We start from the raw sequence: 25,783 nt of genomic DNA, 5'->3' as shown, positions 1-25,783 counted from the left end.
CGTCCTGAGCGATCAGGTCATCAACAGAGAACGCTTCTACGGTAACCTGCTCAGCCACACCGTCGGTGTTGACGGAAAGCGTCACGCTCTTTGCGGAAACGTCGTAGACCTTGTCCAGGATGCCGCCGTTGGCACCGGAGGTGTCGAACAGGACGTTGCTGCCATCCAGCGCGTAGTTCACCTTCTTGACCGAAACGCTACCGTCGTCGCCGCGGACGAAGGAGGCGACAACAGTTTTCGTGGTGGCAGTACCAAGGTCCGACTGCAACCAGTTTTCACCCGAGAAGGATGCTGCCTGAGCGATCGAGGTCAGCTGTTCCTTAAGCTGCGTGATTTCTTCCTGGACCTTGGCCTTGTCGATGCCGTCCTCAGTCGCGGCAACAAGCTTGGCCTTGATTTCCTTGACGACTTCGATGGCCGAATCCATACCGGCATATGCGGTATCAACCTTGGCCGCGCCGAGGCCGAGAGCGTCGGAGACCGCCGAAAGCGCCATGTTGTCCGAACGCATGGTCGTTGCGATCGACCAGTAGGCGGCGTTGTCGGAAGCGGAGCCGACGCGCAGACCGGAGGAGATCCGGGCTTGGGTGTCTTCCATGCCGGAAGAAATCGAACGCAGGGTGGAGAGAGCCGCCATGGCGTTGGTGTTTGTGAGAATGCTCGACATAATGTTTGTCCCTTTGACAAAATACTGATGGGGGACATACCGGCTTGGTTTCCCCTTCCGGTCACGTACAGCTCGGCTTCATGCCACTCGGTGCCGCATCTTGGCTACCAAACCCGTCGTGTGAGGACAAAACTGGCAGCCATTCCTTGCCAACTTCTTAAATCGGCGGGGTCGCCGAGGGGCTTGGTAAAGACATCGCTAACGCGATTGGTTAACTACGAGAAGGATCGCACGAGGCTGCCGACCAGCAGGTTCCAGCCATCGATCAGCACGAAGAACAGGATCTTGAACGGCAGCGAGATCGAGGTCGGCGGCAGCATCATCATGCCCATGGCCATGGTGATGGCGGCCACGATCATGTCGATCACCAGGAACGGCAGGATGATCAGGAAGCCGATCTCGAAGCCGCGGCGGATCTCGGACAGCATGAAGGCAGGGATCAGGACGCGGTAATCGATCGCTTCGGGCGTACCGACGCTCTGGCCTCGTTCTTCGGCCAGGTCGACGAACAGGGACAGGTCCTTGTCGCGGGTGTTGACGCTCATGAAGCCGCGGAAAGGCTCGGCGATGCGCTGGACCGCCTCGGCCTCGTCGATCTGGTTCTCGAGCAGCGGCTGCACGCCTTCGTTCCAGGCGCGGTCGAACGTCGGTGCCATGACGTAGAAGGTCATGAACAGGGCCATCGAGATCAGCACGAGGTTGGAGGGCGCCGTGCCAAGGCCCATGCCGGACCGCAGGATCGAGAACGCAATGATGAAGCGCGGAAAGCTCGTCACCATGATCAGGATGCCGGGGGCAACCGAGAGGACGGTGAGAAGGCCGAAGGTGCGGATGATCCATGCGGCTGCGGAGCCGTCGACGGGTATGTTCAGGAGATCCGCCGGCGACTGCTGCGCAAGAGCAAGGCCAGGAGCTGCCATCAGGGCGAAAACAAGGAAGATCAGCCGAATCATGCGATCACAAGGGTTCTGAACATCACCCTTCGATCTCACCCTTGCATCCACGGGTCAACAAGCGCCGCCAATCATCCCCTGTTATCGGGAGACGGCGCCGCCTCCGACCTTATTCGATGACCATGGTCCTGAACATGACCTTGGAAACCTTGCCCTGGGAACGCAGGTCGACCCGTTCCTTAATATCGTCGCGAAGATACTGAAACCCGCGCGGCCCTTCGATCTGCTGCAGGGAGACGGTGCGCATGTATGCAAGGATATCCTGGTGGATTTCCTCGGCCAGCGGCAGTTCGGCAGGCCCCTTGAAGGCCAGTGCCACCTCCAGCCGGATCCAGCTGTCCGACGGGTAGGCAAGGTTCGTCGTGATCGGATCGAGAAGCACCACGCCGTTCGCCTCGGTGGCGATCTTCGGGATGCCCTCCTCCTCCTTGCCCTCGCCGTGGTCGCCGGCCTGGCCCTCGGCGGCCGCATGCTCCTCGACCGGAGCAGCCGGCGCGATCATGCCGCCGAGAACCCAGCCGCCGCCGCCGCCGATCAGCGTCAGGACCGCAACGCCGGCGATCAGCATCATCGGAGACTTCTTCTTGGCTGAACCTTCAGTGCCTTGCGTATCGTCCATTGTCTTGTCCCGTTTACGCTCCTCCGCCTCAGAAAGGCGAGAAGAGGTCGACCACCTGCTGGCCCACCGGCGGCTGCTGAATTTCCGTCAGACGACCGCGGCCGCCGTAGGAAATGCGCGCTTCGGCGATGCGTTCGTAGGAGATGGTGTTGTCGGCATCCACGTCCTGGGGACGCACGATACCGGCGACGTTGAGGATGCGGATCTCGTGGTTCACCCGGACCTCCTGCGAGCCGCTGATCAACAGGTTGCCGTTCTCGAGGATGCCGGTGACGACCGCAGCTACGAGCAGCTGCAGCTTCTCGGACCGTTCGGTCGTTCCCTTGCCGGACGAGTCGGTGCTGGAATCCGTCCCCAGGTCACCACTTGTGCCGGTATCGGTGCTGAAGCCCAGGAAGTTCGTGACATTCGCGCCCCAGGTCAGGCTCGTACCATTGGTGCGTTTGCGCTCTGTCTCATTATCGAACGACGCGCGGTCGTTGATCTGAATGTTAACGGTCAGGATGTCCCCGACGTTCAAGGCGCGTGCATCCTTGAAGAGCGCGGCCTGAGAGTCGGACCAGAGCGAATAGCCATTGGACATCTGGCGTGGCTGCTTCGGATAGGAGGACATCTGGGGGGCCGAGGCATATTGCAGGCCGCTGCCGATCGGGCTCATGGACGGCGCGTTGCCGATCTCCCTGATCGTCTGGCTTTGGCATCCAGTCAGCAGGAGAACGGCCATAAGGGCTGGTAGGCGCTTCGTCATGAGGGTTCTTTCGAAGTATTGGGATCGGAAGCGCTGGAGATGATCGTTGCGATCATGCCGGCCTTCTGCGGGTCCATTTCACTGAGTACGAGACCGGATTGCCGCGCGGGTAGCTTCATGATGATAGCCGCCGCCACTTCCAGGTTCATTTCTTCGAGTTGCGGCGCAGCAGCATCCGCCTTCATGGTCTTGAAGATATCCACGAGACCGGCTTCCGCCCGCACCAGAAAATCGTTGCGACGCGCCAGCCAGTCCTCATATTCGGCCTTGCGGCTTTCCAGCACCGAGATGCGCTGGTCCACGTCCACCTGCAGCTTTTCAAGCTCCTGCTTCTGCAGCAGGTAGCGCTGGTCACGCGCGGCATCGGCGATATTGGTGCAAAACTGCTGGATCTCGCTCTCCGGGGACGTCGCGGATACCGCCGCCGGCTCCTGCGCGCTGACCTGCGGCACGAGCATGACGATGGCGCTCAATGACAGCAGCTTGCGGATCAGTCCCTTGGAAACGGTCACGGTGATGGACGAGGATGCTCTGGTCATTGCAGCACGAGCTCCGCTTGCAGGGCGCCGGCAGACTTGATGCCCTGGAGGATTGCGATGATGCCGTCGGGTTTGACGCCGATGTTGTTGAGACCGGCGACGAGAGTGCGAAGGTCCGGTCCTTCGACAATAGCCACCGGACCGCCTTCCTTCATCGCCATGATGTCGGTTTCGGGCTGGACGGCGGTGACTCCGCGTGAGAACGGCTCCGGCTGAACGATCTGGGGCGTTTCGGTCACTTGCACCGTCAGCGTCCCGTAGCTGACGGCGACGCGGGATACCTTGACATCGGCGCCGATGACGATCGTTCCGGTGCGTTCATTGATGACGACCTTGGCGGGTGTATCGGTCTCGACGACGAGGTTCTCGATCTCCGCCATCAGGCGGGTGAGATCGGCGACCTTCGGCTTCTGGACAATCACTTCCTGGCTGTCACGAGCTTCCGCGATCGGGCCGCCATAACGCTGGCCGGCAAACGTGTTGACGGCATCCGCCATGCGGACTGCCGTGGAAAAATCGGCGTTGCGCAGCTGCAGGACGAGATTGACCGAATCCTTGAAGTGGGATGGCAACTCGCGCTCGATGATGGCGCCATTGGGAACACGGCCGGACGTGGTGATGCCCTCCGTCAAGGTGGCCGCCTGTCCCTGGGCCGTGAAGCCCGACACGATCACCGCACCCTGGGCGACGGCATAGATCTGTCCGTCGGCACCCGACAGCGAAGTCATCACAAGCGTGCCGCCCCGAAGCGAGGTGGCGTCGCCGAGCGAGCTGACATTGACGTCGATCCGGCTGCCGGGGCTTGCAAAGGGCGGCAGAGTGGCCGTCACCATGACGGCCGCAAGGTTCTTGGCGTTGGACTGGCTGCCTTGCGTCGAGATGCCGAGGTTCTGAAGCATCGCGCGCATCGACTGCTCGGTGAACGGAGAGCTCCGCAGGCTGTCGCCTGAACCCTGCAGGCCGACGACGAGACCGTAGCCGATCAGCTGGTTGTCGCGACCGGCCTGGAGGGAGGCGATGTCCTTGATACGTGCGGCATCCGCATAGGCCGGCAGAAAGCTGCCGGCGAAGACGGTGGCGGCGACAAGCACCAGGGCACCGATGGAACGGAGGAACTTCATCGTGACATCACCTGTATTGTTCCGTCCGCCATGACGGTGCCGCTGACGATGATGCCGGAGTCATTGTTGCGGACCCGCACGATGTCGCCGATGGAGGCGTCCTGAAGCGGTGTACCGGCCGCCGAAATCGTCATGCTGCCAATGTTGAAACCCAGCCGCACGGAAGAGCCGCGGCGAACGGCATAGGGTGCACGCAGGCCGGAGAGCAGGATCGTCCGGCCTGGCAGCAGGGTGCGCGTGCTGACCATGCCCGTGACTTCGTTGATGCTGCGAGCATATTCGCCCGCAAGCTTCGGGTTGGTGACCTCGACTTCTTCGACGACGCCAGCCGAGATTTCCTCGCCGGGATAGATGATCTGCTTGGGAATGACAGCCGTGCCCATTTCGGCCGCGGCAGGCGCTGCAATGCCCAAAGTCAACGCCATGGCCAGTGTGGCCACGGCCGCCCGAGCAATCCATTTCATCCGGCGAAACGTCATGTCTGCCTGCTCCCGCTTTTACTTCAGGTTCTTGCTGACGATGGACGCCATTTCGTCTGCCGTGGTGATGACCTTGGAGTTCATCTCATAGGCGCGCTGCGCCGAGATGAGGTCCGTGATCTCCTTCACGGCATCGACGTTCGACGCCTCGAGGTAGCCCTGCTTGATGTATCCGAAGCCCGGATCTTCCGGCACGGCGACGATCGGCTCGCCGGATGCGGGCGTCTGGGCAAAGAGGTTGTCGCCGAGCGGCTGCAGACCCGCCTCGTTGACGAAATTTGCAATCGTCAGCTGGCCGACTTCCTGGAACTCGGCCGCATTGCCGACGCGAACGTTCACCTGACCGGTGCGGCTGATGATCGTTTCGCTGACGTCCGGCGGAATGACGATGTTCGGCACGACCGCATAGCCGTCGATCGTGACCAGCTGGCCTTCGGCGTTCGTGTTGAATGCACCGGCACGGGAATACATCGTGGTGCCGTCCGGAGCTTCGATCTGGAACCAGCCGCGACCGACGAGTGCAAGGTCGAGACTGTTTTCCGTATGCGTCAGCTCGCCCTGGGTATGGATGTTGCGGACGGCAGCGGTCTGCACGCCGAGACCGATGTTGGCGCCTTCGGGCACGATGGCCTGGTTGGCGCGGTTCGGCACGCCCTGCGCCCGCTCGGTCTGGTAGAGAAGGTCGGAGAATTCGGCACGGGCGCGCTTGTAGCCCGTGGTGTTGATATTGGCGATGTTGTTGGCAATGACCTCGAGATTGGTCTGCTGTGCATCCATGCCCGTTGCGGCGACTGAAAGCGCTCTCATGTCCTGGTCTCCCGGTCGATCAAATCGACATCTTGGTGATTTCGAGGTAGGCGTTCACGATCTTGTCGCGAAAGGCGATGGCGGTGTTCAACGACTGCTGGGCCTGCAGCACCGCATCCACCACTTCCCGGGTATCGGCCTTGCCCTGGATGCCTTCGAAGGACTTGGCTTCCGCATGCTTCAGGCTGTTGACGGAATCGGTCGCCATGCTGCCGAGGACGCTCGCGAAGTTCATGCCGGGGTTTTCGACCGATGTGGCCGTGCCCTGCGTGGACGATCCGCTTTCAACCAGCGATTCCAGGCCGCGTGTGGACGACAGGGAGCTTACTTTGGTGATGTTGTCGATCATTGTCCGCTCTTCAGAAGGTCGATCGTCGAGGCAATCAGCTCGCGAGTCTGTTTGATGGTCTGCAGGTTTGCTTCGTAGGTCCGGTTGGCCTCACGCATGTCGGCCATTTCGATCAGCATGTTGACGTTCGGCAGCTTCACCATGCCGCGATCGTCGGCAGCGGGATGGTTCGGATCGTATTCCTCGACGAAGTCGGAATCGTCGGTGCCGAGTTTCTGTATCCGCACGAGCTCGACTTCCGCGGCCCGGTCCATCTCCGCGCCGAAGGTGATCGTCTTGCGGCGATAGGGGTCGGCGCCGGGCGTGTCGCCGGTCGAGCGAGCGTTGGCGATGTTTTCGGAAACGATGCGAAGACGGGTGGACTGGGCTTCGAGGCCCGATCCCGCGATCTTCAAAGAGGCTGAAAGCGGATCCATTGGCTTTACCTTCTTACGGTCATGAGCATCATGCTATGAAAGGTCTTCACGAGGCTCGTGCTGAGCTCGTACTGGCGCTTGATCTCACCGGTCTTGGAGAGTTCTTCCGCAAGCGCCACCGTGTTGCCCGACTCCTGGATGCCGATCTGGTTGTCCAGATCGTTCTCGTGGACACCGATGGTCTGGCTGTACTGGCTTTCGGCCAGGTGATTGGGATGGGTACGGACCATGCTCACCTGCGTCTCGTCGAGAACCGCACTGAACGGCGAGACGTCCTTGGCATGGAACTTCGGCGTGTTGGCGTTGGCGATGTTGGTGGCCACCACCTCCTGGCGGACCGAAAGCCATTCAGCCTGCCGAGACGCGAGCGAGAACAGTTGAATCGGTTGCATAGTCTTTCTCCATCGTTTGTCTGGAGACTATGCCGGTAATCTTGCGTGGGACTTACGGACGAGCCGCGGCGGCGTCCTCGTAAACCTGACCCGACGAGGTGATGATCACCCATCGGCCGTCCCGCTGCTCGATCGTGGCGAGCTTGCTGTTGTCGGGGAGGATGGAGCCGATGCGCACCATGTACATGCCGGACCTGTCCTCGATCAACGCGCGCCCATTGGACACATGCAGCAGGCGGAAGCCGGATTTCCCCGGGAACGGCTGGTCAGGCCGAGCCGATCCGTTCTGCTCCTCCTCGCCGAGCGACGAGACGGTGGCCGTGGTGACGGCATCCGTCGGCTCGGGCGGCAGGACCGGCTCGTCCTCGGTGCTGTCGATCATCGCGAGCGGAGAGACGCTCATGACGTTGCGCGGCGGGGTCGGCGGCAAGTCGCGCATATGCTCGAAGCTCGTGGTGCGTATCCCGAATTTTTCCTGATTGAGGAAGACATACCAGGGAAACAGCGCAGAGACCGCAGCCAGCAGGATGCCGGAGGCGGTCAGCATGCGGTCGCCTCGGCGCAGGACATTGCGCTTCTTCCTCAGAAGCTCGGCCGGCTGTGTTGGGTCCGCCTGGCGCATCTTCATCCTCTTTGTTTATTCATCGGTGCGGCGGGTGCCTGGCCGGCTGCATTGCGAAGCGCCGTGGCAAGGTCGCCATAGGCGTCCGTCGAGGGCGGCTCGCCCGGCGATTGCTTCAGCACGTCGTAGATCACCGGCACCTGCTTGATGGCCATGTCGAGTTCGGGATCGGTGCCGGCGCGGTAACCGCCGATCAGCCGCAGGTCGCGGGTTTCCTCGTAGCGATGGATGAGCGACTTCAACCTCGAGACCAGCTTCTCCTGGTCCGGCGACCAAGCCTTGCGGGCCAGACGAGAGATCGACGCCAGCGGATTGATGGGCGGGTAACGCCCCTCCTCCGCCAGGCTGCGCTCCAGCACAAGGTGGCCGTCCAGGATGCCGCGGGTGGAATCGGCGATCGGGTCGTTGTGGTTGTCGCCATCGACGAGGATGGAGATGATGGCCGTGATCGTCCCCGCCCCTTCCGCGCCGGGACCGGCCCGCTCCAGAAGTCTCGGCAGTTCCGTGAACACCGATGCCGGATAGCCGCGGGCAATCGGCGGCTCTCCGGACGCCACGGCGACTTCGCGAATGGCATGCGCAAAGCGCGTGATGCTGTCGGCGATGAAGAGGACGTTCTCACCCTGGTCGCGAAAATGCTCCGCGATGGTGATGGCGACCAGCGGTGCCATCTTGCGCAACATCGGGCTTTCGTCGCTGGTGGCGACGACAGCGATCGACTTCGACATGTTGTCGCCGAGGGTGTCCTCGATGAATTCGCGCACTTCACGGCCACGTTCGCCAACCAGCGCGATCACCACCTTGTCGAAGGCATCGGCGCGCGCCAGCATGGAGAGAAGCGTCGACTTGCCGACGCCGGAGCCCGCGAAGACGCCGAGACGCTGGCCAAGGCAGAGCGGCGAGAAGATATCGACCGCCCTCACCCCGGTCGTGAATCCCGTCTCCACCCGGCTGCGGGTCATCGAAGGTGGTGCGGTATTGGCTATCGAGCGCCGGACGCGGCCGGTGGCAAGCGGGCCGCGGCCGTCGATCGGATCGCCCAGGGAATTGATGGTGCGCCCGCACCAGCTGTCGTCCGGCGCGACGCGGAAGGCACCCTTGCGAATGACTGTATCGCCGATGCCGATGGGCTCGCCGGGCTCGATCGGGCAGACATAGATGACGTCGGGCTCGACGCGGACCACCTCGCCGAGGTGAATGCCCGTCGGGCTCCGATGCGCGACGAATTCGCCGAGGCGAACATGCTTCGACAGGCCGGCGACGGTATAGTGCCCGGCAGCTATGGTCCGGACACGCCCGCCATGCGCCACGGAAAAGGCGGGGTCGGAATACCGCTCCGTGAGATCGGCAAGCTGGGCCAGCTTGCCGCCGGTCACCGCCTGTAAAATGGCCGCCTGTTCGAACATGGATGCTCAGTCCTTACCGGCCGCTGCCGAGGGTCTTGATGGCCTCGCCAAAGGCGCCTTCGGTATCGCGCATCAGCGACGAGATGCCTTCGAATGCGCGGTTGACCTGGATGAGCTGCGTCATCTCGCTGATGCCGTTGACATTGGAGCCCTCGACATAGCCCTGCACGACGGCGACGTTGAAGTTGTCGACGATGGGCTGCGGCTCGTCGGCCGGAATGACGCCGCTGTTGTCGGCGCGGATAAAGCCCTCGGAGATGTCGGCCGTGAACAGGCCGATCGAGCCGACCTGCTGGCCGTCCTGAACTATCTGGCCGTCGGCGCCGACTGTCGGCGGACCACCGGCACGGTTCAGCTGGATCGGCGCACCACCGGCGTCCAGCACCGCGTGGCCCATCAGCGAAACCAGCTGGCCGGTCTCAAGCATGGTGAAACGGCCGTCGCGCGTCAGCACCTGACCGGCCGGCGTGTCGATGGCAAACCAGGCATCGCCCTTGATCGCGAAGTCGAGGGCATTGCCGGTGTTCTGCATCTGACCGTTGCGGGTCGACAGATAGTCGTTGCCCTGGGTGACGAAGGCCACCTTGGCGTTGTTCTCGTTTCGGGTGCTGCTCATCACCTCGTCGAACTTGACCTCCGTGGCGCGGAAGCCTGCGGTGTTCATGTTCGCCATGTTGTCGGCGATCGTGTTCAGGCGCCGTTCGAGCGCAATCTGCGAGGATATTCCAACGTAGATTCCGGATTGCATATCATGTGCCCCCGAGTTTCAGTGCATTGATGGAGATGAGAAGATCCGTGGAGATGCCGCTCGTGGACGGCGTGAAAAGCGTGGCCACGTTCGCGCTGTCGGGCGCGTTTTCCAGCTCCCAGAGGGTCGAGAAGCGCTCCAGGAATTTCGACAGCTTCGTTCTGTCGTGAAAGTCCGTGATGTCGATGGACTCTTCTATGAAGGCCGCCTGACGATCCACGTCGAGCGCTGCAATTTCATCGGGCAGCTGGAGAACCGTGCGGACCACTTCAGACAGCGCGTCGTCGGCCAGGATCTCCATGCCGGACTGGATGGAGGGCGCCATGCGGTCGAAGTAGAGCGCAAGGCGCACGCCCGGATTGTCGGCGCCGGCCTCCTCTTCCAGCTTCTGGCGCTGGTATTTCTCGACGACACCCTTCTGCGCCTTGTCGAAGGTGGTGGCGGTCTCGCCGAGGGCCTGGAAGTTCAGCGTCTCTGCAAACTGCGCATATCGGCTGTCGGAGAGCTTGTTGGCGAAGGCCTCGGGATCCGCGACACCTTCCGTCAACACCTTGCGGATGAACGCCTTGGCGTAGGCCATGTCCTCCAGACCATGCGCCTTGAGCGCATAGTTGTAGATGCGGCTGTCGGCCATGAAGTCGTCGACGGATTTGATGTTGCCGATGTTCTCCAGGTAGTAGGCGCTCTCACGGGCCACGTCCGGCTGCTCGGCAACCCGCGCCAGGGAAGCCGGCAGATCCCTGCTGATGATCGCGTAGCTGGTGTAAGTCGTAATCACGGCGAGACCCCGATCGATCCTGTAGTTCGGATTGAGACGCGGGCGTTTACCCGATGGGAGGAGGTCTAGGCGTAAAGACTTGTGCGAAGCTGTACCCTCAGCCGCATACTACACTCTCCGGAGAGAAGCCTGGCCAGCCAGCCTCACGCAAGCCAGACGGGCTATTTCCAAGTCTCAAGTTCAAGCTCGACGCAGGTACCAGATGAACATTGTTATCGGATTCGTGATCACCTTCGGCTGCATCATCGGCGGGTACATGGCCATGGGCGGTCACCTCGACGTGCTGTTTCAGCCGTTCGAGCTGGTGATCATCGGCGGCGCCGGCATCGGTGGCTTCATCATGGCCAACCCGATGAAGGTCGTGAAGGATTCCGGCAAGGCTCTCGGCGAGGCGTTCAAGGGATCCGTTCCCAAGGAGCGCAACTACCTCGACGTGCTGGGCGTGCTTTATGCCCTGATGCGCGACCTGCGGACGAAGTCGCGCAACGAGATCGAAGCACACATCGACAATCCCGAAGAATCCTCGATCTTCCAGACGGCGCCCAACCTGCTGAAGAACAAGGAACTGACGACCTTCATCTGCGACTACGTCCGGCTCATCATCATCGGCAATGCCCGGTCACACGAGATCGAGGCGCTGATGGACGAGGAGCTTGAGACGCTCTCGCACGACCGGATGAAGCCGTACCATGCCATCACCGCCATGGGCGACAGCTTCCCGGCCATCGGTATCGTCGCGGCCGTTCTCGGGGTCATCAAGGCCATGGGCAAGATCAACGAGTCGCCCGAGGTCCTCGGCGGCCTGATCGGCGCCGCGCTCGTCGGCACCATGCTCGGGATCATCCTGTCCTACTCGATCTGCAACCCGCTTGCGTCACAGGTCAAGATCGTGCGCAGCAAGCAGCATCGCCTCTTCATCATCGTGAAGCAGACGCTGCTTGCCTACATGAACGGCTCTGTCCCCCAGGTTGCCCTGGAATACGGTCGCAAGACGATCTCCAACTACGAACGCCCCTCGATCGATGCGGTCGAGCAGGAAATGATGAATCCGGGCGGCGATAACAAGGCGGCATGATGACCACAGTTGCGGTTCAGACTTCTCCTACCCCCATCGACCATGCGCTCCTGGCAAAGCTGACGGGCGGGCTGGGAGACCGGAAGACAATTGAAAAGATCAGCGGCGAATTCGGCCAGCTCTATGCCGATTTCCTGCCGGACGTGTTCCATGGCGAAACCGGGATCCCGATCAACGTCAGCTTCACGGGCTGCACCTCCGGCCTGATGACGGACCTGATCCGCGATCTCGGCGAGACCTTCACCCTCGCTGACGGATCGCTGCGGAACTGGTCCCCCAACTTCGTCCTCGCCTGCGGCAACAGCCTGGTCATCGCGCTGATGGAGCAGATGCTGGGTGCCCTGCCCGAAACGATCGAGCAACCGTTCGACCGTCCCCTGTCGGCCATCGAGCTCGACCTCGCGCAGATGGTGCTCAGCCGGATGGGCCTGGTTCTGCAGTCCGGCGTGAATGCTCCGGGCAGTCACGAGATGGCCCTCGAAGCGGCCCACAACTTCGAAGACCGGCAGGCTCCAGATGCTGCTGTCCCCCAGTTCGGGGTCACCATCCGGATGGCCGTAGAACTGGGCAAAGTCAGCTCCGAGATCGCCCTGGTCCTCCCGCAGAAGGCGTTCCTCAAGACCAAGGTCGTTGTTCCGAAGGCGGCTGGCCAGCTGTCGAAGAACAAGCAGGAATGGCACGAGCGGATCAGCGAGCAGGTCCGCCGTTCGCAGGTCACGCTGGAAGCCCGCGTCCGGCTTGAAAGCCTCACGCTCGGGACGATTTCGCGCCTTGCTGCCGGCGATGTCATTGCCTTCCATGACAGGAAGGATGTTGCAGTCCAGGTCAGTGCAAACGGCAAGGACATGTACTCCTGCGAACTGGGGCGCTCCGGGGAGCGCTATACGGTTCGCGTCAAAGACAACATGAGCACGGAAGACGAGATCCTCGACCACCTCATGGGCTGATCTATCGCATCGAGACAAGAAGCGTTCACGCGCCTTCCCCAAGGCAGGTTGACGCAAGTTTCAACGGGAATAATAGAAGCATGGCTACGAAGAAGACACCTGTAAAGGAAGATGATGCCCTGATGCCTGCTGCCGGCAACGGCGAGCTGGACCAGGCCATCGATGATCTGCGCGGCGTGCTGCAAGCAGATGCCGACGGCGGTGTGCCTGGCTTCGACGCCGACTTCGGCGCACCGGCCGACGATCTTGCCATGCCGGAGACTTCCGGTTTCGGCGGCGACTTCGGTTCGGACGCCGGCGAGCTCGGTACCTCCGACTTCGGGGGCTCGGATTTCGGCGCCGACACCATGGGTGGCTCCAGCTTCGGTGCGTCCGACATGGGCAGCGACACGTCCTTCGGCTCCGTCCAGGAGCCGGGCAGCGCGCTGACTGCCAACATGGATCTGATCATGGACATCCCGATCGATGTCGAGATCGTCCTGGGCTCCAGCCGCATGCAGGTCTCGGGTCTCATGAACCTCGAGGAAGGCGCGACCATCGCGCTGGACAAGAAGATTGGCGAGCCGGTGGAAATCATGGTGAACGGACGCCGCATCGGCAAAGGCGAGATCACCGTACTCGAAAACGACGACACGCGATTCGGTGTGAAAGTGACGGAAGTACTGAGTACAAGACGAACCTGATCCCTGTTCGGGACAGAGAGGGAAGACCATGATGGACTTTGACGACTTCGGGGGCGCTGTAGCCGAAAGCCCGTTGTCCCAGGCAGAGAAGGCGGCAGCTGTTCTCCTGGCCATGGGCAAGGGTGTTGCCGGCAAGCTTCTGAAGTACTTCACGCAGAGCGAACTGCAGATGATCATCGCGTCGGCCCAGCGGCTGCGGACCATCCCGCCGGACGAGCTGCTTGTTCTCGTCAACGAATTCGAAGACCTGTTCACCGAAGGAACAGGTCTCATGGACAACGCCGCCGCCATCGAAGCAATCCTCGAGGAAGGCCTCACTCCCGAAGAGGTGGATGGTCTCCTCGGCCGGCGCACGGCATTCCAGGCCTATGAATCCTCCATCTGGGACCGACTGCAGGATGCGGATCCGGCTTTCGTCGGCAAGTTCCTCGCCCGCGAACACCCGCAGACCGTCGCCTATATCCTTTCGATGCTGCCCTCGGCCTTCGGCGCCAAGGTCTTGCTGCAACTGCCCGACAGCCGCCGCGCCGACATCATGAACCGTACGGTCAACATGAAGGAAGTCAGCCCGAAGGCTGCCCAGATCATCGAAAACCGTGTGCTCGAACTGATCACAGCCATCGAAGCGGAACGCAATTCGGCAGGTTCGGCGAAGGTCGCCGATCTGATGAACGAGCTCGACAAGCCCCAGGTCGATACCCTGCTTACCTCGCTGGAGACGATCAGCAAGGAATCGGTCAACAAGGTTCGTCCGAAGATCTTCCTCTTCGAAGACCTTCTGGTCATGCCGCAACGCAGCCGCGTGCTGCTGCTCAACGACATTGCAGCAGACATTCTGACCATGGCCCTGCGTGGCGCCAGCGCCGAGATGAAGGAAGGCGTTCTCTCGGCCATCAGTCCGCGCCAGCGCCGCATGATCGAGTCCGATCTGTCGGTGCCGACCGCATCCCTCAACCCGCGCGAGGTCGCCATCGCCCGCCGGGCCGTAGCCCAGGAAGCGATCCGTCTGGCAAGTGCCGGACAGATCCTTCTCAAGGAACCCGAGGAAGCCAAGGACGAACAGGCAGCAGCCTAGCGGTCCTGAGACAGTGATCGGATGAGGCGGGGCTCCGGCCCCGCCTTTTTTTTTTGGTTCGGCGCATCGGCCGCTACCCACAGTCTTTTTGTTGACTCGATTCCTGCCTAGGAGCGCACTGTTGTAGCGTGACGCTGCGGTCGTGGCCGATTCGCGCGGGGGAAGAAGCCTTGTCGAACGACGACAAAGACAGCAAAACAGAAAATCCAACCGCCAAAAAACTGAGCGACGCGGCGGAGAAGGGCAATGTTCCCGTTTCCCGCGAAGTGCCGATCTTTGCGTCGACGCTTGCCTTCTACATCTTCATCGTCTTTTTCCTTCCCTCCGGAGCCGGGAATCTTTCGGAAACGCTGAAGGATCTGTTTTCCAAGCCTGACCAGTGGGACCTGGAGAACACACCGGACGTCGTCTCCCTGTCGGTGCATCTGGGCTGGTCGATCGCTGCGTTTCTCGCCCCGATCATGGTGCTCTTCATCGTCTTCGGGCTTGGCTCTTCGTTTGCGCAGAACATGCCATCGATGGTCCTGGAGCGTATCCGCCCGCAGGTGTCACGCATCTCGCCGATGAAGGGGATCGAACGCATCTACAGCATGCCGGGCATGGTCGAATTCGGCAAATCCTTCTTCAAGATCCTGATCGTATCCGTGATCATGTATTTTGCCTTGCGCGGTGAGTTCTTCGCCGCCATCGATGCAATGTTCTCCGACCCGCAGGTCGTCCTGGTGAAGCTCGACACCATCGTCCGAAAGATGGTCGTGGTGCTCCTGATCGCGACTGCCCTGCTGGCGGCCGTCGACGTGGCGTGGTCGCGCCACCACTGGTACACGCAGCTGATGATGACCAAGCAGGACGTGAAGGACGAGTACAAGCAATCGCAGGGCGATCCGGTCGTGAAGGCGCGGCAGAGGTCGCTTGCGCGGGATCGTGCTCGCCGCCGGATGATCGACAGTGTTCCGCGGGCGACGCTGGTCATTGCAAACCCCACCCACTACGCAGTGGCGCTTCGTTATGTGCGGGAGGAAAACGAGGCCCCGATCGTCGTGGCCAAGGGTCAGGACCTGATCGCGCTCAAGATCCGCGAGATTGCCGAGGCGCACGGCATTCCGGTTTTCGAAGATCCACCGCTCGCACGCTCCATGTTTGCGCAAGTCTCGGTTGATAGCATCATTCCGCCAGCCTTTTACAAGGCAGTGGCGGAACTGGTGCACCGAGTCTACGCAACTCGGTCGCTCAAGAAACGGACACACTGAGCGTCATGAAAAAATGCAGCCACTCTACGGAACGCGAAAAGATTCTGGCCGAGGCCATCAGTCCAGTGGCAACCGAACTGCGGTTACTGGACGCCGGCGACCTGATCTCGCTGGTGCGTCTGGAATGTTACGGTAGTCTCGCGGATCTTGTGTCCTCCGCGGCCGAACTCTACTTCCACCCAGGGACGGTCAATTTCGGCGCTGGCGGGGAGTACACTCTGGAGTGGAGCGGCCAACCGCAGGTCGTTCTTGACCTGGAGATCAAGCCGAAGGGCGTCTCCGTCTATGCGCGGCTGATGCTTGCAGACCAGCAGGCCGGGATCGAGATCGATCACATCGCCTTCCAGGAGCCCTGTGACGATCCGGACGAGAATACTGCCTTCCTGCAGCGCAGCCTGCAGGAAGCCCGGTTCGTCACCAATCCCACACCCATGGCCATGGCGACCTGAGCTAGACCCTCGACTGCGCCTGCGTCAGTGGATGTAGCCGAGGCGGATCGCCTTGGCGATGGCCTGGATGCGGTTCACCGCATCCAGCTTCATCGTCGCCGACCCCAGGTAGGCGTTGACCGTGTGGACCGACAGGCCAAGGTTCTCGGCGATTTCCTCGCTGATACGCCCGTCTCCGGCCAGTTGAAGGCAGGCCACCTCCCGCTCGCTCAACGTCTCCGCAGGCACCGTCCGGCGCTCGTCGAGAGCCAGCAGGTCGATCATGACGTGACAGCTGCGCACATGCTGCTCGATCATCAGATCGCTCGACAGGCTCAGGGATGCAGCGGTGAAGATGACATAGCCGTTTCCCATTGCCCCCATGCGGACAGGAAATGCGAGGCCGGAGAAGGGCGTTACGTCAGACGGCAACCGCCGCGTCAGGGGCGTGAAGTCAAATGCCTCGACGAAGCTCATATGCTCCGTGCCGCTCCAGACGACAGGAAGCGTGGAAATCTCGATGTGGTCGAGCAGTGCCTCGGCGTAGCCGGTTACGATCAGGTCGCTGTAGCGCTCGCTGTCGTCCCCCCAGTTCTCCATCTCGCAGAGAAGCTTTCGCTTGCCGGGGAGGCCTGCACCCAAGATCCGGAAGACCGCGAAGTTGCGCGCCCGCAGTTGCTTCTGCATGGCGATGAGCTTGGGGAAGACGTCAGCTCGGCTTGCTGCCCGTTGCAGGCGAACGTGACTACCGGCTGCACTTTCTGGGGAATTTCGACGCGGGGAACTCATGCTGCTTGCAGATCTCCTAGACCAGATTATTCCGGACAGCGTAGGCGATCGCTTCCGAACGGGTCTTGGTCCCGGTCTTGCGCATGACGCTGGTAATGTAGTTGTTGATCGTGTTTCGGGAGATGCCGAGGATCATCGCGATCTCATCGCTCGTCTTGCCTTCCGCGATCCAGAACAGACACTCCAGCTCCCGCTCGGTGAGTTCGAAATCGCGCTCGGCCCTGCCTTCCGGACGGGCTGTGGACCCGACTGCATAGGTTGCCAGGAGACCGACCTCACGCAACCGATCCTGCGAGAGGATGATCCCTTCGTTGAACAACAGCAGCAGAGAATAGCGGGTACGGCCGATGCAGACCGCAAGAGAACAATATTGCCGGCTGACATCGCCCGGGAGAAGAACGTCCTCGGGGAGTACCGCAAAGGTCGGCGTCAGCAGCGAAAGGCACTTCTCGAGCTCGGTCGACCTGGCATAATTGCTCGCAAGCTCGACCCCTATGCGCCTGACGACGTCGAATGGAAAGTCCGAGGAGACAATGAAGTCCAGCCCCTGCTCCTGGATCAGGTCGCATCGCGCGAAAAGGAAGTGGGAAGCGCCGACATATTCCGTCAGCAGCCGCAACGCGCCGGGCGTTTTATCTGCGCTCGCCGAACCGGCAAGCCAGCGAACCACTTGTTCGCGGGTAATTGCTGTCGGCGCTGTATCCGCTTCTGGATGATATGTCTCCGATGCCACTTCCACGCCTGTGTATTCCATATGGCTCCTACCCTTTGCCCATGACGAGCAAGAGCCCTGGTAACGGCAGTGTCTCGGACGTCCGGTCGCTCATCGCCCGCTCCTCCGCATGTGTATAGCTACGAATCATCGCCATTCTAGGAAACCCACGATGAATTGCTATTAGCTATGAGCATTTGCTGATGCAAACGAACAAAATCTCGCCAAAGGTGTGGCGCAATTACGGCCTAAGCTGCCGTTCCCTCAGCAAAAAGAGGCCGGCACTTCTGCCGACCTCTTTTTGTAACATTTTCGTGAGAACTCAGGCTGCCTGATCGATCGCCCATTTGCGCAATATCTTGGCCGCCCGCTCCTCGCTGATTTCGACCATGCGCGCCAGCCGCTTCTCCGGCCCTTCCTTGACGCGACGGTTGAAGCCGCCCTCGTCGTCGCCCATGCCGAGCATGTCGTCGGTGGCGTCGAAGCCGAAGTCCGAGCCGAAGCCTTCCATGAGCGAGCCGCTGCCGCCACCGATGCCCGGCGAGAAATCAGGCAGTTCCAGGCCGGCGCTGTCGGTCGCGAGTTCCGAAGGTGCCGTAGCACCGCCGACCGTCCGGACCAGAGGACGAATGCCCAGCCAGATCACCAGGAAGGCGACGACGACGAAGGCGAGCGAGTTGATAATGCCTCCAAGGTTGCGGCTCAGCACCTCCGTGACACCGGGACCCGTCGCCGCTTCTTCGAGGAGCTGCGTCTCGAGGAAGTCCATCGCGGTCAGCGTGACAACGTCGCCCCGCTCGGTGTTGAGGCCAGCCGCCGAGGCAACGATGGTCTGCATCTCGGCGAGGTAAGCATCGATCTTGGCCTGGTCTGCCGGTTCGCCGACCATCTGCGCGATGCGGCCCTTGTTCACGACAACGGCGATGGAGAGCTTCTCGATGTTGTAGCTGTTGCGCGTGGTGGCAACCGTCTTGCTGTTGATCTCGTAGTTGGTCTGCTCTTCCTTCTTGTCCGATTCGTCGGAAGACTTCGGACCGCCGGCGGCACCGGCCTCAGGTGCAGCCTGGGGCACGTTCTGCTCCACGGTCGCGGCATTGTCGTCCTGCGTCTGCTGCGAACGCTGCTCTTCCTTGGTGATACGGACCGACCGCTCAACCCGTGATTCCGGGTCGTAGATCGTTTCCTGAATCTGCTGGCTGTCGGTATTGAGGTTGGCCGTCACCGTCGAGCGGAAGTTGTCCATCCCCAGGAATGGCGCCAGCGCCTTGTCGATGTTGGTTTCCAGCTCCTGCTGGACAGACTGAACGATATTCAGCGAGCGGTTCATCTCGCTGTTGCCATATTCGTCGCCGGAAGCGAGCAGCTGGCCGGTGGAATCGAGAATCGTCACGTCGTCGACCTCAAGACCGGGAACGGCCGAGGCGACCAGATGACGAATGGATGAGGCGGCCTTGCGGCCGGTGGTGGTGCTGGCGCGGATCATCACCGATGCCGTCGGTTTCTGGTCGCCGCGCCGGAAATTTCCGACGTCGGGCATCACGATGTGTACCCGGGCTGCGGCCACGCCGCCGATCTGCTGGATGGACCGTCCGATTTCGCCTTCCAGCGCCCGTACCCGTGTCACTTCCTGCATGAACGAGGTGAGGCCAAGGGAGCCGACATTGTCGAAGAGTTCATAACCGGCATTGGTGCTGTTGGGGAGACCACGCTCTGCGAGGAGGAGACGGGCCTTGCCCGACATGCCGACCGGCACCTCGATGCTGTTGCCTTCTGGGCCGACGGCAAAGTCGATGTTGGCTTCGGCAAGGGCGATGCTGACCTGGTTGAGGTCCGTGGTTTCCAGGCCCACGTAGAGGGTCTCGTAAGCGGGTTTGTTGACGTACAGCGCGGCGGCAAGGACGATCGCAATGGACACAAGTCCGGCGCCGGCAAGCGCAATGAGCCTAGTCTGACCTAAACTGGCCAGATTGTTGTACACTTGAGAAAGTTGAGCCAACAGATTCATTCTGTTTCCACATCGCAAACCGAGATCAGGCCTTAGCCCGAGCCCACACTAGGCAACGAAGCTTGTGCGAGCGTTTCCGGAATCCGTCGCAGCCCGAGAGAAACCCGGCTGCCGATGTGGTCGAAAAGAAGGCCGTTCCCTGCCTTTAGAAGAAGTCGAAGTCGCCAGCGGCCTTGTTCAGAGGCTGCGAATGCCCGTGGCGAATGCCCGTGGAAAGCGCCCGGTGCATATCGGCAAGCTTCACCAGACTGAGGGCCGTCGACATGTCAACCGTCCAGTCCTCGGGAATGGTGCCGGTAATCGTATCGATGAATTCTGCGAGGCCACGGGTCTTCTGTACGGCAAGGTCGATGCCTTGCAGGATCTTGATGCTGTCCGGCTGTTCCATGACCTGGGGGCCGCCGAGTTCCAGCAGTTGCGGCTCGACCCGCTCGATGAGGTAGGCAACGTCATGCAGCTCGGAGACGAGCCGCATGAGGATTTCGGGCAGTGGCTGCTCGGGGAAAGCGTCTGTCTGCTTGGCGATGTCGGTCATGGCTTTCCTCGCGCCGGCGGCGCTATTCGCTAGAAGAACTCGATGGATGTTTCGACTGGCTTCGGGACGATCACCGGACGTTGCTCCAGCGCAACCGTCTTCTGCGTCTCTGCACCTGTCAGCGGATACTGGCGTGCACGTCCGCTGATCGGCCAGAACTCGAGCTTGCGTCCATGGTCCCCGCCGGTCGAAGATCCGACGATCGGGATCCCCTCGTCCTTCAGGAACTGTACCGCAAAGGCAGCGTTCTGTTCACCCACGTTGGAGAAGCTCGCAATCGTCTTGGCACCACCGAAGATCTTGGCTTCCAGCCGGTCGCGCCGTGCGCCCTTCTTCAGGAGGCCGTTGATCAGCAGCTCCATGAGATGCACGCCGTAACGGGTGGCATCGCCTCCGGACGTCATTGCGGCCGCCGATCCGGGCAGCAGGAAGTGGTTCATTCCCCCCACGCCCGCCACAGGGTCGCGAAGACAGGCAGCTACGCAGGAACCCAAAATCGTCGACAGAAACACATCGGGGTCGGTGACCACCTTGTATTCGCCTTGGATGATGTGAACCCGCTTCGCTGCGGAGACCTCTGTCATTTTAGGGCTCCAAACACGGCCTCGATTGCGGCCTTCATCTTTTCGATGGTGAAGGGCTTGGCAAGAACGTTGTTGGCGCCAAGCTGGGCGGCCTTCTGCACCAGCGCGCGGTCGCCCTGCGCCGTCAGAATGATGAAGGCCGCCTTCTTGGTCGCGGGATTGGTGCGAACCGCCTGCAGGAGGCCGAGGCCATCCATCTTGGGCATGTTGAAGTCGGAGATGACCAGATGATGAGGCTGTTCATTCATGATCTTCATACCCTGCTCGCCGTCACCGGCGGAGGTGATTTGCTTGAAGCCCAGCTGTGTCAGAGCATCGCTGAGCAGCAGCCGGCTGGTGACCTGATCATCGACGATCAGAACTTTGATTTTTTCAGCGAGAGACATTTATTCAGTACCTTCTTTCCGGGCAGCAGTTAATTTCAGAATTTCCTCACCAATGGAGTTCAACGGCAGTTGCGTCTCCACAGCCCCGATTTCGTATGCGACGCGCGGCATGCCGTAGACCACGCAGGTCTTTTCGTTCTGCCCCAGCGTCCGCCCCCCGGCGTTGCGCATTCTCAGTAGACCGGATGCCCCGTCCCGGCCCATTCCGGTCAGGATCACCCCAACGGCATTGCGGCCGGCCAGTTCCGCAACCGAGTCAAACAGCACATCGACAGAAGGCCGGTGACCATTGACGGGATCGCGTTCCACCAATCGGCAGCACGGCGCCGATGGATTGACGACCTGCAGATGCCGTTCGCCGCCGGGCGCCAGGTAGATCTTGCCGATCTCGAGCCGGGCGCCGTCGACTGCCTCTTCCACGACCGGAGCACACAGGCGGTTGAGCCGCTCGGCGAAACTTCTGGTGAACGTCGGCGGCATGTGCTGCGTGATCACCGTCGGCGGGCAGTTCTTGGGGAAGTTCTGCAACACCGTGATCAATGCCTCGACGCCGCCCGTCGACGAGCCGATTGCGACGACCTTGCGTCCGACCCGATAGCCCGCAGCCGGCGAGATGGCGGGTGCGGGCGCCGAGGCGGTGCGACGCATGCCGGAACGGGCCGCCGCCTTCACCTTCTCCGCCAGATCGATGAACGGGCGGATATCGCCGGGCGCCGGCTTGCCGACGCAATCGAAGGCGCCGATTTCCAGCGCCGCAAGCGTCGCATTTGCGCCATGATGCGTCATGGTCGACACCATGATCACCGGCATCGGCCGCAGCCGCATGATCTTCTCGAGGAATTCGAGGCCGTTCATGTTCGGCATCTCGATGTCGAGCGTCACCACATCGGGGTTGAGCTCCTTGATGGCAGCACGTGCCTCAAGTGCGTCACCTGCCTGGCCGACAACGTTCACTTCCGGATCGGAATTGAGCACTGCGGTGATGAGGCCCCGCATGGTCGCAGAATCGTCGACGACGAGGACGCGTGCCGGACCGCTCATGCTTTCCTCCCGGCGTTCTTGCCCGTCAGGCGATAGGTCGTGATGCCGATGTTGTCGAACAGGTTCTTGGGGTCGCCGGACACGCGTTCGGAGTGGCCGATATAGAGGTGCCCGCCTTCCGGCAGCAGAGACGCGAAGCGCGACCAGATCTTCACCTGCGTCGGCTCGTCGAAATAGATCACCACGTTGCGGCAGAAGATCACATCGAAGTGGCCCTTGAACGGCCACTGCGCCATCAGGTTCAGTTCGTTGAAGGTGATGAGCTTCTTGACGCGGTCATCGACCTGATACTTGCGACGACCGCCCACATCCACTTCGCGGAAGAACTGCTTGCGCATGGCCGGCGTCACCGTTTCCAGTGCGGTTTCATCGTAGATACCGGCCCGTGCCAGCGCCAGGATCTTCGGATCGATGTCGGTGGCCAGGATCCTGAAGTCGTAGTCGGTGATATTCGGCACCATCGAGAGGACCGTCAGAGCGATCGAATAGGGCTCCTGGCCATCGGAACAGGCTGCCGACCAGATGCGGACCCTGCCACCGCTCTTGGCGCGCGCAATCAGCCCCGGCAGCACTTCGTCGCGCAGATGCTCGAAGTGATGGTTCTCGCGGAAGAAACGCGTGAAGTTGGTCGTCAGGTGCGAGAGCATGTCGCGCCGGGCAGCGGCTCCCTCCGCTGAGGCCACCAGGGCGCAGTATTCGCGAAAGCCCTTCAGGCCCAGGTTGCGGATATGCTTGGAAAGACGGGAATAGACGAGCGAAGCCTTGGAATCGTTGAGGAAGATTCCGGCGTCCGAATAAATCATTGCGGCGATTTCGGACAGGTCACGGCGCGTCAGCGGATATTCTCCGCTGGCCATGACCTCGTCCGGCGACTGCCGGCTCTCTATTGCCCCCAAGGCCTTCATGCAGCTTCACTTTCCTGTTGCGGGAAGAGAGCATCCAGATCGATCATGCAGATCATCCGCTTGTCGATTGCGAGGATCCCCCGAGCGTATTGTTTTTCAAGTTCGGAAGAGACTTCCGGTACCGGCTGTATACTGTCGCCTATAATCGTAAGGATATCGGAAACGGCCTCCACCAGAAGTCCGACCACCCGGCTCTTTACCTGGGCAACGATGATCACGTGACGCACGCTTGGTTCGGCGGCCTTCATTCCCAGCATTGCAGAGAGATCGACGATCGGCAGGACTGCTCCGCGCAGGTTGATCACGCCCAACACATAGGGAGGCGCGTGGGGCAGCGGCGTGGCCGTCGTCCATCCGCGGATCTCGCGGACAGACATGATATTGACGCAGAACTCCTGATCGCCGATACGAAAGGCGATCAGCTCCCGGTCATCCTCCGACATATTTTTCACGGCGTACGACATACCTTAACCCGTGGCAGCTAGCGACATTTCCGGCTTCAGGGACTGGCCGCGCGATGCCGAGACCACGGCATCGACGTCCAGGATGAGAGCAACGCGGCCATCACCGAGAATAGTGGCTGCAGCGATGCCCGGGACATGCGTGTAGTTCGCTTCCAGCGACTTGATGACGACCTGACGCTGGCCCTGGATGGCATCCACCATCAAGGCCCGCTGGCCGCCGCCTTCCGATTCCACCAGCAGGGCGACGCCTTCGACCGGGTTCGCCTGCACCGACCTGAAGTTCAGGATGCGGCCGACATCCACCAGCGGGCAGAAGGAGTCGCGGATGGAGATCAGCCGCTGGTTGGCGCCGAAGGAATGGATCGCAGTGGCTTCAGGCTGAAGCGTTTCAACGATTGCCGTCAGCGGCACGACGAGCGTCTGGCCAGCGACGGTGACGACCATGCCGTCGAGGACGGCCAGCGTCAGCGGCAGGCTCATGGTGAAGGTCGAGCCATGGCCCGGGCGGGAGGAGATCGAGATCCGACCGCCGAGCGCCTGGATCGAGCGCTTGACGACATCCATGCCGACGCCGCGGCCGGAAATGTCGGAGATCGTGTCGGCCGTCGAGAAGCCCGGCGCGAAGATCAGGTTGTCGATCTCCTCGTCCGACAGGTTGGCATCAGGCGCGATGAGCTCGTTGTCGATGGCCTTCTGCTTGACGCGTTCGCGGTTGATGCCGGCGCCGTCGTCGACGAGTTCGATCAGGATGCGGCCAGAACGATGCTTGGCGGTCAGCTTGATCGTGCCTTCCGGATCCTTGCCGGCGGCCTCGCGCTTCTCGGGCGTCTCGATGCCATGGTCGACGGCATTGCGGATCATGTGGGTCAGCGGCTCGGCGATCTTGTCGATGACCGTCTTGTCGACTTCGGTATTCTCACCTTCCGTGACAAGGCGGATCGACTTGCCGACCATGTCGGCCACTTCGCGCACGATACGCGACATGCGCTGGAAGACCGGCTTCACAGGCTGGGCGCGGATGGCCATGACCGAGTCCTGGATCTCGCGCGTCAGCTGCTGCAGTTCCTCGAGCCCCATGTTGATGGAGGAGGTTCCGTTGTTGTCGTTTTCGATGACGCTCTGGGACAGCATCGCCTGATTGATGACGAGTTCGCCGACGAGGTTGATGAGGCGATCGACGCGATCCAGATCGACGCGGATGGTCTGACCGGCGGCAGCTGCCGCGGTTGTGGCTGTCTGGGCAGCGGCTGCAGCGGCGGCAGCCGTCTCCTTCTTCTCGACGCGGGCTGCCGCAGCAGCCATCTTGGAGGCGTCGCTTTCGGTCTGCGCTGCCGAGACATCTGCCGACGCGGCAGGGCCCGAGACTTCGTCCAGTGCGGAGAGATCGAATGGGACCGGCACCATTGGCAGATCGGCAGCAGGCGCCGCCGCCTCGGCCGCCTTCACCGTGAGCTCGCAGTCCCACTCGGCGAATTCGAAGACCGAACGGACATCTTCCTCCGCCTTCTTCGTCTTCAGGGAGATGCTCCAGCCGAAGTAGGAGTCTTCCGGGTCCATGGCGTCGAGAGCGGGCAGACCGTCGATGTCGCAGTTGATGCTCATCTCGCCGATGCGCGAGAGATCGCGCAGCAGCAGGGCCGCCTCGTTGCCCTTGCTGAAGAGCTCCCGGCGCGGGCGGAACGTGATATCGAACACCTGTTCGCCTTCGCCTTCCGCTTCCTCGTCGCCAAACGAGTCGAAGGAGAACGGCACCGGCTGGAAGCCGCTGTCATCCGTCGGCGGAGCCGCCTGCACGGGCTCGGGAGCCTTGGCAACAACCTTCGGAGCGTCCACCGAAGGCGCCGGGGTCTCACCGTTCGCGAGCGCCTCGAGCTCCTTTACCAGAGCGCGGCTGCGGCTCTCGTCGACGAAGCCGCCGTCGCGGGCAGCATTGGTCAGATCCGCCAGAACGTCGGCGGACTTCAGCATCACCTTGAGAACGTCCTGGCTCGGCTCAAGACGGTTGGAGCGGACGCAATCCAGCGTCGTTTCGAAGACGTGTGCAAAGGCGACAAGGTCTTCAAGACCGAAGGCACCTGCTCCACCCTTGATGGAATGAACGGCGCGGAAGACGGCGTTCACCGTCTCAGGATCGCGATCTCCGTCATTGAGCTTGAGAAGCCCCGATTCCAGTTCGGCAAGCTGCTCTTCGCATTCCTGGAAGAAGATCTCTTTGATTTCGTTCATATCCATCGGAAGGATTCCTGATCAGGCTGTTAAT

At 61.5% G+C, this 25,783-nt stretch carries 31 protein-coding genes; 6 read left to right on the top strand and 25 right to left on the bottom strand.

Going from position 1 to position 25,783, the window contains the following annotated elements; translation table 11 throughout:
- The 15 genes from EO99_RS0115775 to EO99_RS0115705 form a co-directional block, all read right to left on the bottom strand.
- The coding region (locus EO99_RS0115775; protein WP_029619592.1) for a flagellin N-terminal helical domain-containing protein at positions 1 to 667 on the bottom strand (667 nt) is incomplete at its 3' end.
- A 215-nt stretch (positions 668 to 882) separates the two neighbouring features.
- The gene (fliP, locus tag EO99_RS0115770) at positions 883 to 1,620 is read right to left on the bottom strand and encodes a flagellar type III secretion system pore protein FliP (protein WP_029619591.1); all 738 of its coding nucleotides are present in this window, start codon (positions 1,618 to 1,620) and stop codon (positions 883 to 885) included.
- A gap of 109 nt (positions 1,621 to 1,729) precedes the next feature.
- Entirely contained in the window at positions 1,730 to 2,239 is a 510-nt protein-coding gene (locus EO99_RS0115765; protein WP_029619590.1) for a flagellar basal body-associated FliL family protein, read from the bottom strand.
- A gap of 28 nt (positions 2,240 to 2,267) precedes the next feature.
- A complete protein-coding gene (gene flgH / locus EO99_RS0115760) occupies positions 2,268 to 2,987 on the bottom strand; it encodes a flagellar basal body L-ring protein FlgH (RefSeq protein ID WP_029619589.1) in 720 nt (239 codons plus the stop codon).
- On the bottom strand, positions 2,984 to 3,526 hold the full coding sequence (locus EO99_RS0115755) for a MotE family protein (protein ID WP_029619588.1): 543 nt from the start codon (positions 3,524 to 3,526) through the stop codon (positions 2,984 to 2,986). Before EO99_RS0115755 ends, flgH begins: the two co-directional genes overlap by 4 nt.
- Positions 3,523 to 4,647: a flagellar basal body P-ring protein FlgI gene (locus tag EO99_RS0115750; protein ID WP_029619587.1), complete on the bottom strand. Its 1,125-nt coding sequence runs from the start codon at positions 4,645 to 4,647 to the stop codon at positions 3,523 to 3,525. Before EO99_RS0115750 ends, EO99_RS0115755 begins: the two co-directional genes overlap by 4 nt.
- Positions 4,644 to 5,126 carry a flagellar basal body P-ring formation chaperone FlgA gene (flgA, locus tag EO99_RS0115745; RefSeq protein ID WP_029619586.1) on the bottom strand — a complete coding sequence of 161 codons (483 nt, stop codon included), beginning with the start codon at positions 5,124 to 5,126 and terminating at the stop codon, positions 4,644 to 4,646. Before flgA ends, EO99_RS0115750 begins: the two co-directional genes overlap by 4 nt.
- A gap of 18 nt (positions 5,127 to 5,144) precedes the next feature.
- Positions 5,145 to 5,933: a flagellar basal-body rod protein FlgG gene (gene flgG, locus EO99_RS0115740; protein ID WP_029619585.1), complete on the bottom strand. Its 789-nt coding sequence runs from the start codon at positions 5,931 to 5,933 to the stop codon at positions 5,145 to 5,147.
- A 19-nt stretch (positions 5,934 to 5,952) separates the two neighbouring features.
- On the bottom strand, positions 5,953 to 6,282 hold the full coding sequence (locus EO99_RS0115735; RefSeq protein ID WP_029619584.1) for a flagellar hook-basal body complex protein FliE: 330 nt from the start codon (positions 6,280 to 6,282) through the stop codon (positions 5,953 to 5,955).
- A complete protein-coding gene (flgC, locus tag EO99_RS0115730) occupies positions 6,279 to 6,698 on the bottom strand; it encodes a flagellar basal body rod protein FlgC (protein ID WP_029619583.1) in 420 nt (139 codons plus the stop codon). The genes EO99_RS0115735 and flgC overlap by 4 nt, the downstream gene beginning before the upstream one ends.
- A 5-nt stretch (positions 6,699 to 6,703) precedes the next feature.
- Entirely contained in the window at positions 6,704 to 7,090 is a 387-nt protein-coding gene (gene flgB, locus EO99_RS0115725; protein ID WP_029619582.1) for a flagellar basal body rod protein FlgB, read from the bottom strand.
- Positions 7,091 to 7,142: 52 nt separating this feature from the next.
- Positions 7,143 to 7,712, bottom strand: coding sequence for a hypothetical protein (locus tag EO99_RS0115720; protein ID WP_029619581.1), 570 nt, complete (start codon positions 7,710 to 7,712; stop codon positions 7,143 to 7,145).
- Positions 7,713 to 7,714: 2 nt separating this feature from the next.
- The gene (gene fliI, locus EO99_RS0115715; RefSeq protein ID WP_051679899.1) at positions 7,715 to 9,118 is read right to left on the bottom strand and encodes a flagellar protein export ATPase FliI; all 1,404 of its coding nucleotides are present in this window, start codon (positions 9,116 to 9,118) and stop codon (positions 7,715 to 7,717) included.
- A 13-nt stretch (positions 9,119 to 9,131) separates the two neighbouring features.
- Entirely contained in the window at positions 9,132 to 9,866 is a 735-nt protein-coding gene (gene flgF / locus EO99_RS0115710; RefSeq protein ID WP_029619579.1) for a flagellar basal-body rod protein FlgF, read from the bottom strand.
- 1 nt (position 9,867) lies between these two features.
- On the bottom strand, positions 9,868 to 10,644 hold the full coding sequence (locus EO99_RS0115705; protein WP_029619578.1) for a DUF1217 domain-containing protein: 777 nt from the start codon (positions 10,642 to 10,644) through the stop codon (positions 9,868 to 9,870).
- Positions 10,645 to 10,846: 202 nt separating this feature from the next.
- On the opposite strand from EO99_RS0115705, the gene motA reads away from it, so the two are divergent.
- From motA to EO99_RS0115675, 6 genes are all read left to right on the top strand, one after another.
- The gene (gene motA / locus EO99_RS0115700) at positions 10,847 to 11,719 is read left to right on the top strand and encodes a flagellar motor stator protein MotA (RefSeq protein ID WP_029619577.1); all 873 of its coding nucleotides are present in this window, start codon (positions 10,847 to 10,849) and stop codon (positions 11,717 to 11,719) included.
- A complete protein-coding gene (locus EO99_RS0115695) occupies positions 11,716 to 12,666 on the top strand; it encodes a FliM/FliN family flagellar motor switch protein (protein ID WP_029619576.1) in 951 nt (316 codons plus the stop codon). The genes motA and EO99_RS0115695 overlap by 4 nt, the downstream gene beginning before the upstream one ends.
- Positions 12,667 to 12,746: 80 nt before the next feature.
- A complete protein-coding gene (fliN, locus tag EO99_RS0115690; RefSeq protein ID WP_029619575.1) occupies positions 12,747 to 13,349 on the top strand; it encodes a flagellar motor switch protein FliN in 603 nt (200 codons plus the stop codon).
- 28 nt (positions 13,350 to 13,377) lie between these two features.
- Positions 13,378 to 14,424, top strand: a complete 1,047-nt coding sequence (gene fliG, locus EO99_RS0115685) for a flagellar motor switch protein FliG (RefSeq protein ID WP_029619574.1) — start codon at positions 13,378 to 13,380, stop codon at positions 14,422 to 14,424.
- Between the two features lie 170 nt (positions 14,425 to 14,594).
- Entirely contained in the window at positions 14,595 to 15,674 is a 1,080-nt protein-coding gene (gene flhB / locus EO99_RS0115680) for a flagellar biosynthesis protein FlhB (protein ID WP_029619573.1), read from the top strand.
- A 5-nt stretch (positions 15,675 to 15,679) separates the two neighbouring features.
- Positions 15,680 to 16,123, top strand: a complete 444-nt coding sequence (locus EO99_RS0115675) for a hypothetical protein (protein ID WP_029619572.1) — start codon at positions 15,680 to 15,682, stop codon at positions 16,121 to 16,123.
- A gap of 24 nt (positions 16,124 to 16,147) precedes the next feature.
- Here the strand turns inward: EO99_RS0115675 and visR are convergent, their stop codons facing one another.
- From visR to EO99_RS0115625, 10 genes are all read right to left on the bottom strand, one after another.
- The gene (visR, locus tag EO99_RS0115670) at positions 16,148 to 16,891 is read right to left on the bottom strand and encodes a transcriptional regulator VisR (protein WP_051679898.1); all 744 of its coding nucleotides are present in this window, start codon (positions 16,889 to 16,891) and stop codon (positions 16,148 to 16,150) included.
- A gap of 16 nt (positions 16,892 to 16,907) precedes the next feature.
- Positions 16,908 to 17,645 (bottom strand): transcriptional regulator VisN, encoded by a 738-nt coding sequence (visN, locus tag EO99_RS0115665; RefSeq protein ID WP_029619570.1) that lies wholly within the window; start codon positions 17,643 to 17,645, stop codon positions 16,908 to 16,910.
- A 280-nt stretch (positions 17,646 to 17,925) separates the two neighbouring features.
- Positions 17,926 to 19,608, bottom strand: a complete 1,683-nt coding sequence (gene fliF, locus EO99_RS0115660; RefSeq protein ID WP_029619569.1) for a flagellar basal-body MS-ring/collar protein FliF — start codon at positions 19,606 to 19,608, stop codon at positions 17,926 to 17,928.
- 145 nt (positions 19,609 to 19,753) lie between these two features.
- Positions 19,754 to 20,143: a chemotaxis protein CheT gene (cheT, locus tag EO99_RS0115655; protein ID WP_029619568.1), complete on the bottom strand. Its 390-nt coding sequence runs from the start codon at positions 20,141 to 20,143 to the stop codon at positions 19,754 to 19,756.
- A 29-nt stretch (positions 20,144 to 20,172) separates the two neighbouring features.
- Entirely contained in the window at positions 20,173 to 20,727 is a 555-nt protein-coding gene (gene cheD / locus EO99_RS0115650; protein ID WP_029619567.1) for a chemoreceptor glutamine deamidase CheD, read from the bottom strand.
- Positions 20,724 to 21,113, bottom strand: coding sequence for a response regulator (locus tag EO99_RS0115645; protein ID WP_029619566.1), 390 nt, complete (start codon positions 21,111 to 21,113; stop codon positions 20,724 to 20,726). The genes cheD and EO99_RS0115645 overlap by 4 nt, the downstream gene beginning before the upstream one ends.
- A complete protein-coding gene (cheB, locus tag EO99_RS0115640; RefSeq protein WP_029619565.1) occupies positions 21,114 to 22,154 on the bottom strand; it encodes a protein-glutamate O-methylesterase CheB in 1,041 nt (346 codons plus the stop codon).
- Complete coding sequence (cheR, locus tag EO99_RS0115635; RefSeq protein WP_029619564.1) at positions 22,151 to 23,059, bottom strand: protein-glutamate O-methyltransferase CheR; 909 nt, start codon at positions 23,057 to 23,059, stop codon at positions 22,151 to 22,153. The genes cheB and cheR overlap by 4 nt, the downstream gene beginning before the upstream one ends.
- Positions 23,056 to 23,523 (bottom strand): chemotaxis protein CheW, encoded by a 468-nt coding sequence (locus EO99_RS0115630; protein ID WP_029619563.1) that lies wholly within the window; start codon positions 23,521 to 23,523, stop codon positions 23,056 to 23,058. The genes cheR and EO99_RS0115630 overlap by 4 nt, the downstream gene beginning before the upstream one ends.
- Positions 23,524 to 23,526: 3 nt before the next feature.
- Positions 23,527 to 25,755, bottom strand: a complete 2,229-nt coding sequence (locus EO99_RS0115625; RefSeq protein ID WP_029619562.1) for a chemotaxis protein CheA — start codon at positions 25,753 to 25,755, stop codon at positions 23,527 to 23,529.
- Positions 25,756 to 25,783: the final 28 nt, after the last annotated feature.

The organism is Pseudorhizobium marinum, assembly GCF_000705355.1.
In the GTDB taxonomy this organism is placed as follows: Bacteria; Pseudomonadota; Alphaproteobacteria; order Rhizobiales; family Rhizobiaceae; genus Neorhizobium; species Neorhizobium pelagicum.
The sequence above is the reverse complement of the archived record's forward strand: the minus strand, read 5'-3'. Positions and strand labels throughout refer to the sequence as shown.

Coding starts and splice junctions, on each gene's coding strand:
- flgC (WP_029619583.1), bottom strand. CDS start 6,698: ATGGATCCGCTTTCAGCCTCTTTGAAGATCGCGGGATCGGGCCTCGAA.
- EO99_RS0115630 (WP_029619563.1), bottom strand. CDS start 23,523: ATGTCGTACGCCGTGAAAAATATGTCGGAGGATGACCGGGAGCTGATC.
- fliF (WP_029619569.1), bottom strand. CDS start 19,608: ATGAATCTGTTGGCTCAACTTTCTCAAGTGTACAACAATCTGGCCAGT.
- fliP (WP_029619591.1), bottom strand. CDS start 1,620: ATGATTCGGCTGATCTTCCTTGTTTTCGCCCTGATGGCAGCTCCTGGC.
- EO99_RS0115735 (WP_029619584.1), bottom strand. CDS start 6,282: ATGATCGACAACATCACCAAAGTAAGCTCCCTGTCGTCCACACGCGGC.
- flgF (WP_029619579.1), bottom strand. CDS start 9,866: ATGCAATCCGGAATCTACGTTGGAATATCCTCGCAGATTGCGCTCGAA.
- visN (WP_029619570.1), bottom strand. CDS start 17,645: ATGGAATACACAGGCGTGGAAGTGGCATCGGAGACATATCATCCAGAA.
- EO99_RS0115695 (WP_029619576.1), top strand. CDS start 11,716: ATGATGACCACAGTTGCGGTTCAGACTTCTCCTACCCCCATCGACCAT.
- cheR (WP_029619564.1), bottom strand. CDS start 23,059: ATGAAGGCCTTGGGGGCAATAGAGAGCCGGCAGTCGCCGGACGAGGTC.
- EO99_RS0115625 (WP_029619562.1), bottom strand. CDS start 25,755: ATGGATATGAACGAAATCAAAGAGATCTTCTTCCAGGAATGCGAAGAG.
- EO99_RS0115755 (WP_029619588.1), bottom strand. CDS start 3,526: ATGACCAGAGCATCCTCGTCCATCACCGTGACCGTTTCCAAGGGACTG.
- EO99_RS0115720 (WP_029619581.1), bottom strand. CDS start 7,712: ATGCGCCAGGCGGACCCAACACAGCCGGCCGAGCTTCTGAGGAAGAAG.
- EO99_RS0115675 (WP_029619572.1), top strand. CDS start 15,680: ATGAAAAAATGCAGCCACTCTACGGAACGCGAAAAGATTCTGGCCGAG.
- flgH (WP_029619589.1), bottom strand. CDS start 2,987: ATGACGAAGCGCCTACCAGCCCTTATGGCCGTTCTCCTGCTGACTGGA.
- fliI (WP_051679899.1), bottom strand. CDS start 9,118: ATGTTCGAACAGGCGGCCATTTTACAGGCGGTGACCGGCGGCAAGCTG.
- cheB (WP_029619565.1), bottom strand. CDS start 22,154: ATGAGCGGTCCGGCACGCGTCCTCGTCGTCGACGATTCTGCGACCATG.
- fliG (WP_029619574.1), top strand. CDS start 13,378: ATGATGGACTTTGACGACTTCGGGGGCGCTGTAGCCGAAAGCCCGTTG.
- cheD (WP_029619567.1), bottom strand. CDS start 20,727: ATGACAGAGGTCTCCGCAGCGAAGCGGGTTCACATCATCCAAGGCGAA.
- motA (WP_029619577.1), top strand. CDS start 10,847: ATGAACATTGTTATCGGATTCGTGATCACCTTCGGCTGCATCATCGGC.
- flgA (WP_029619586.1), bottom strand. CDS start 5,126: ATGACGTTTCGCCGGATGAAATGGATTGCTCGGGCGGCCGTGGCCACA.
- cheT (WP_029619568.1), bottom strand. CDS start 20,143: ATGACCGACATCGCCAAGCAGACAGACGCTTTCCCCGAGCAGCCACTG.
- flgG (WP_029619585.1), bottom strand. CDS start 5,933: ATGAGAGCGCTTTCAGTCGCCGCAACGGGCATGGATGCACAGCAGACC.
- flgB (WP_029619582.1), bottom strand. CDS start 7,090: ATGCAACCGATTCAACTGTTCTCGCTCGCGTCTCGGCAGGCTGAATGG.
- EO99_RS0115750 (WP_029619587.1), bottom strand. CDS start 4,647: ATGAAGTTCCTCCGTTCCATCGGTGCCCTGGTGCTTGTCGCCGCCACC.
- EO99_RS0115645 (WP_029619566.1), bottom strand. CDS start 21,113: ATGTCTCTCGCTGAAAAAATCAAAGTTCTGATCGTCGATGATCAGGTC.
- visR (WP_051679898.1), bottom strand. CDS start 16,891: ATGAGTTCCCCGCGTCGAAATTCCCCAGAAAGTGCAGCCGGTAGTCAC.
- fliN (WP_029619575.1), top strand. CDS start 12,747: ATGGCTACGAAGAAGACACCTGTAAAGGAAGATGATGCCCTGATGCCT.
- EO99_RS0115765 (WP_029619590.1), bottom strand. CDS start 2,239: ATGGACGATACGCAAGGCACTGAAGGTTCAGCCAAGAAGAAGTCTCCG.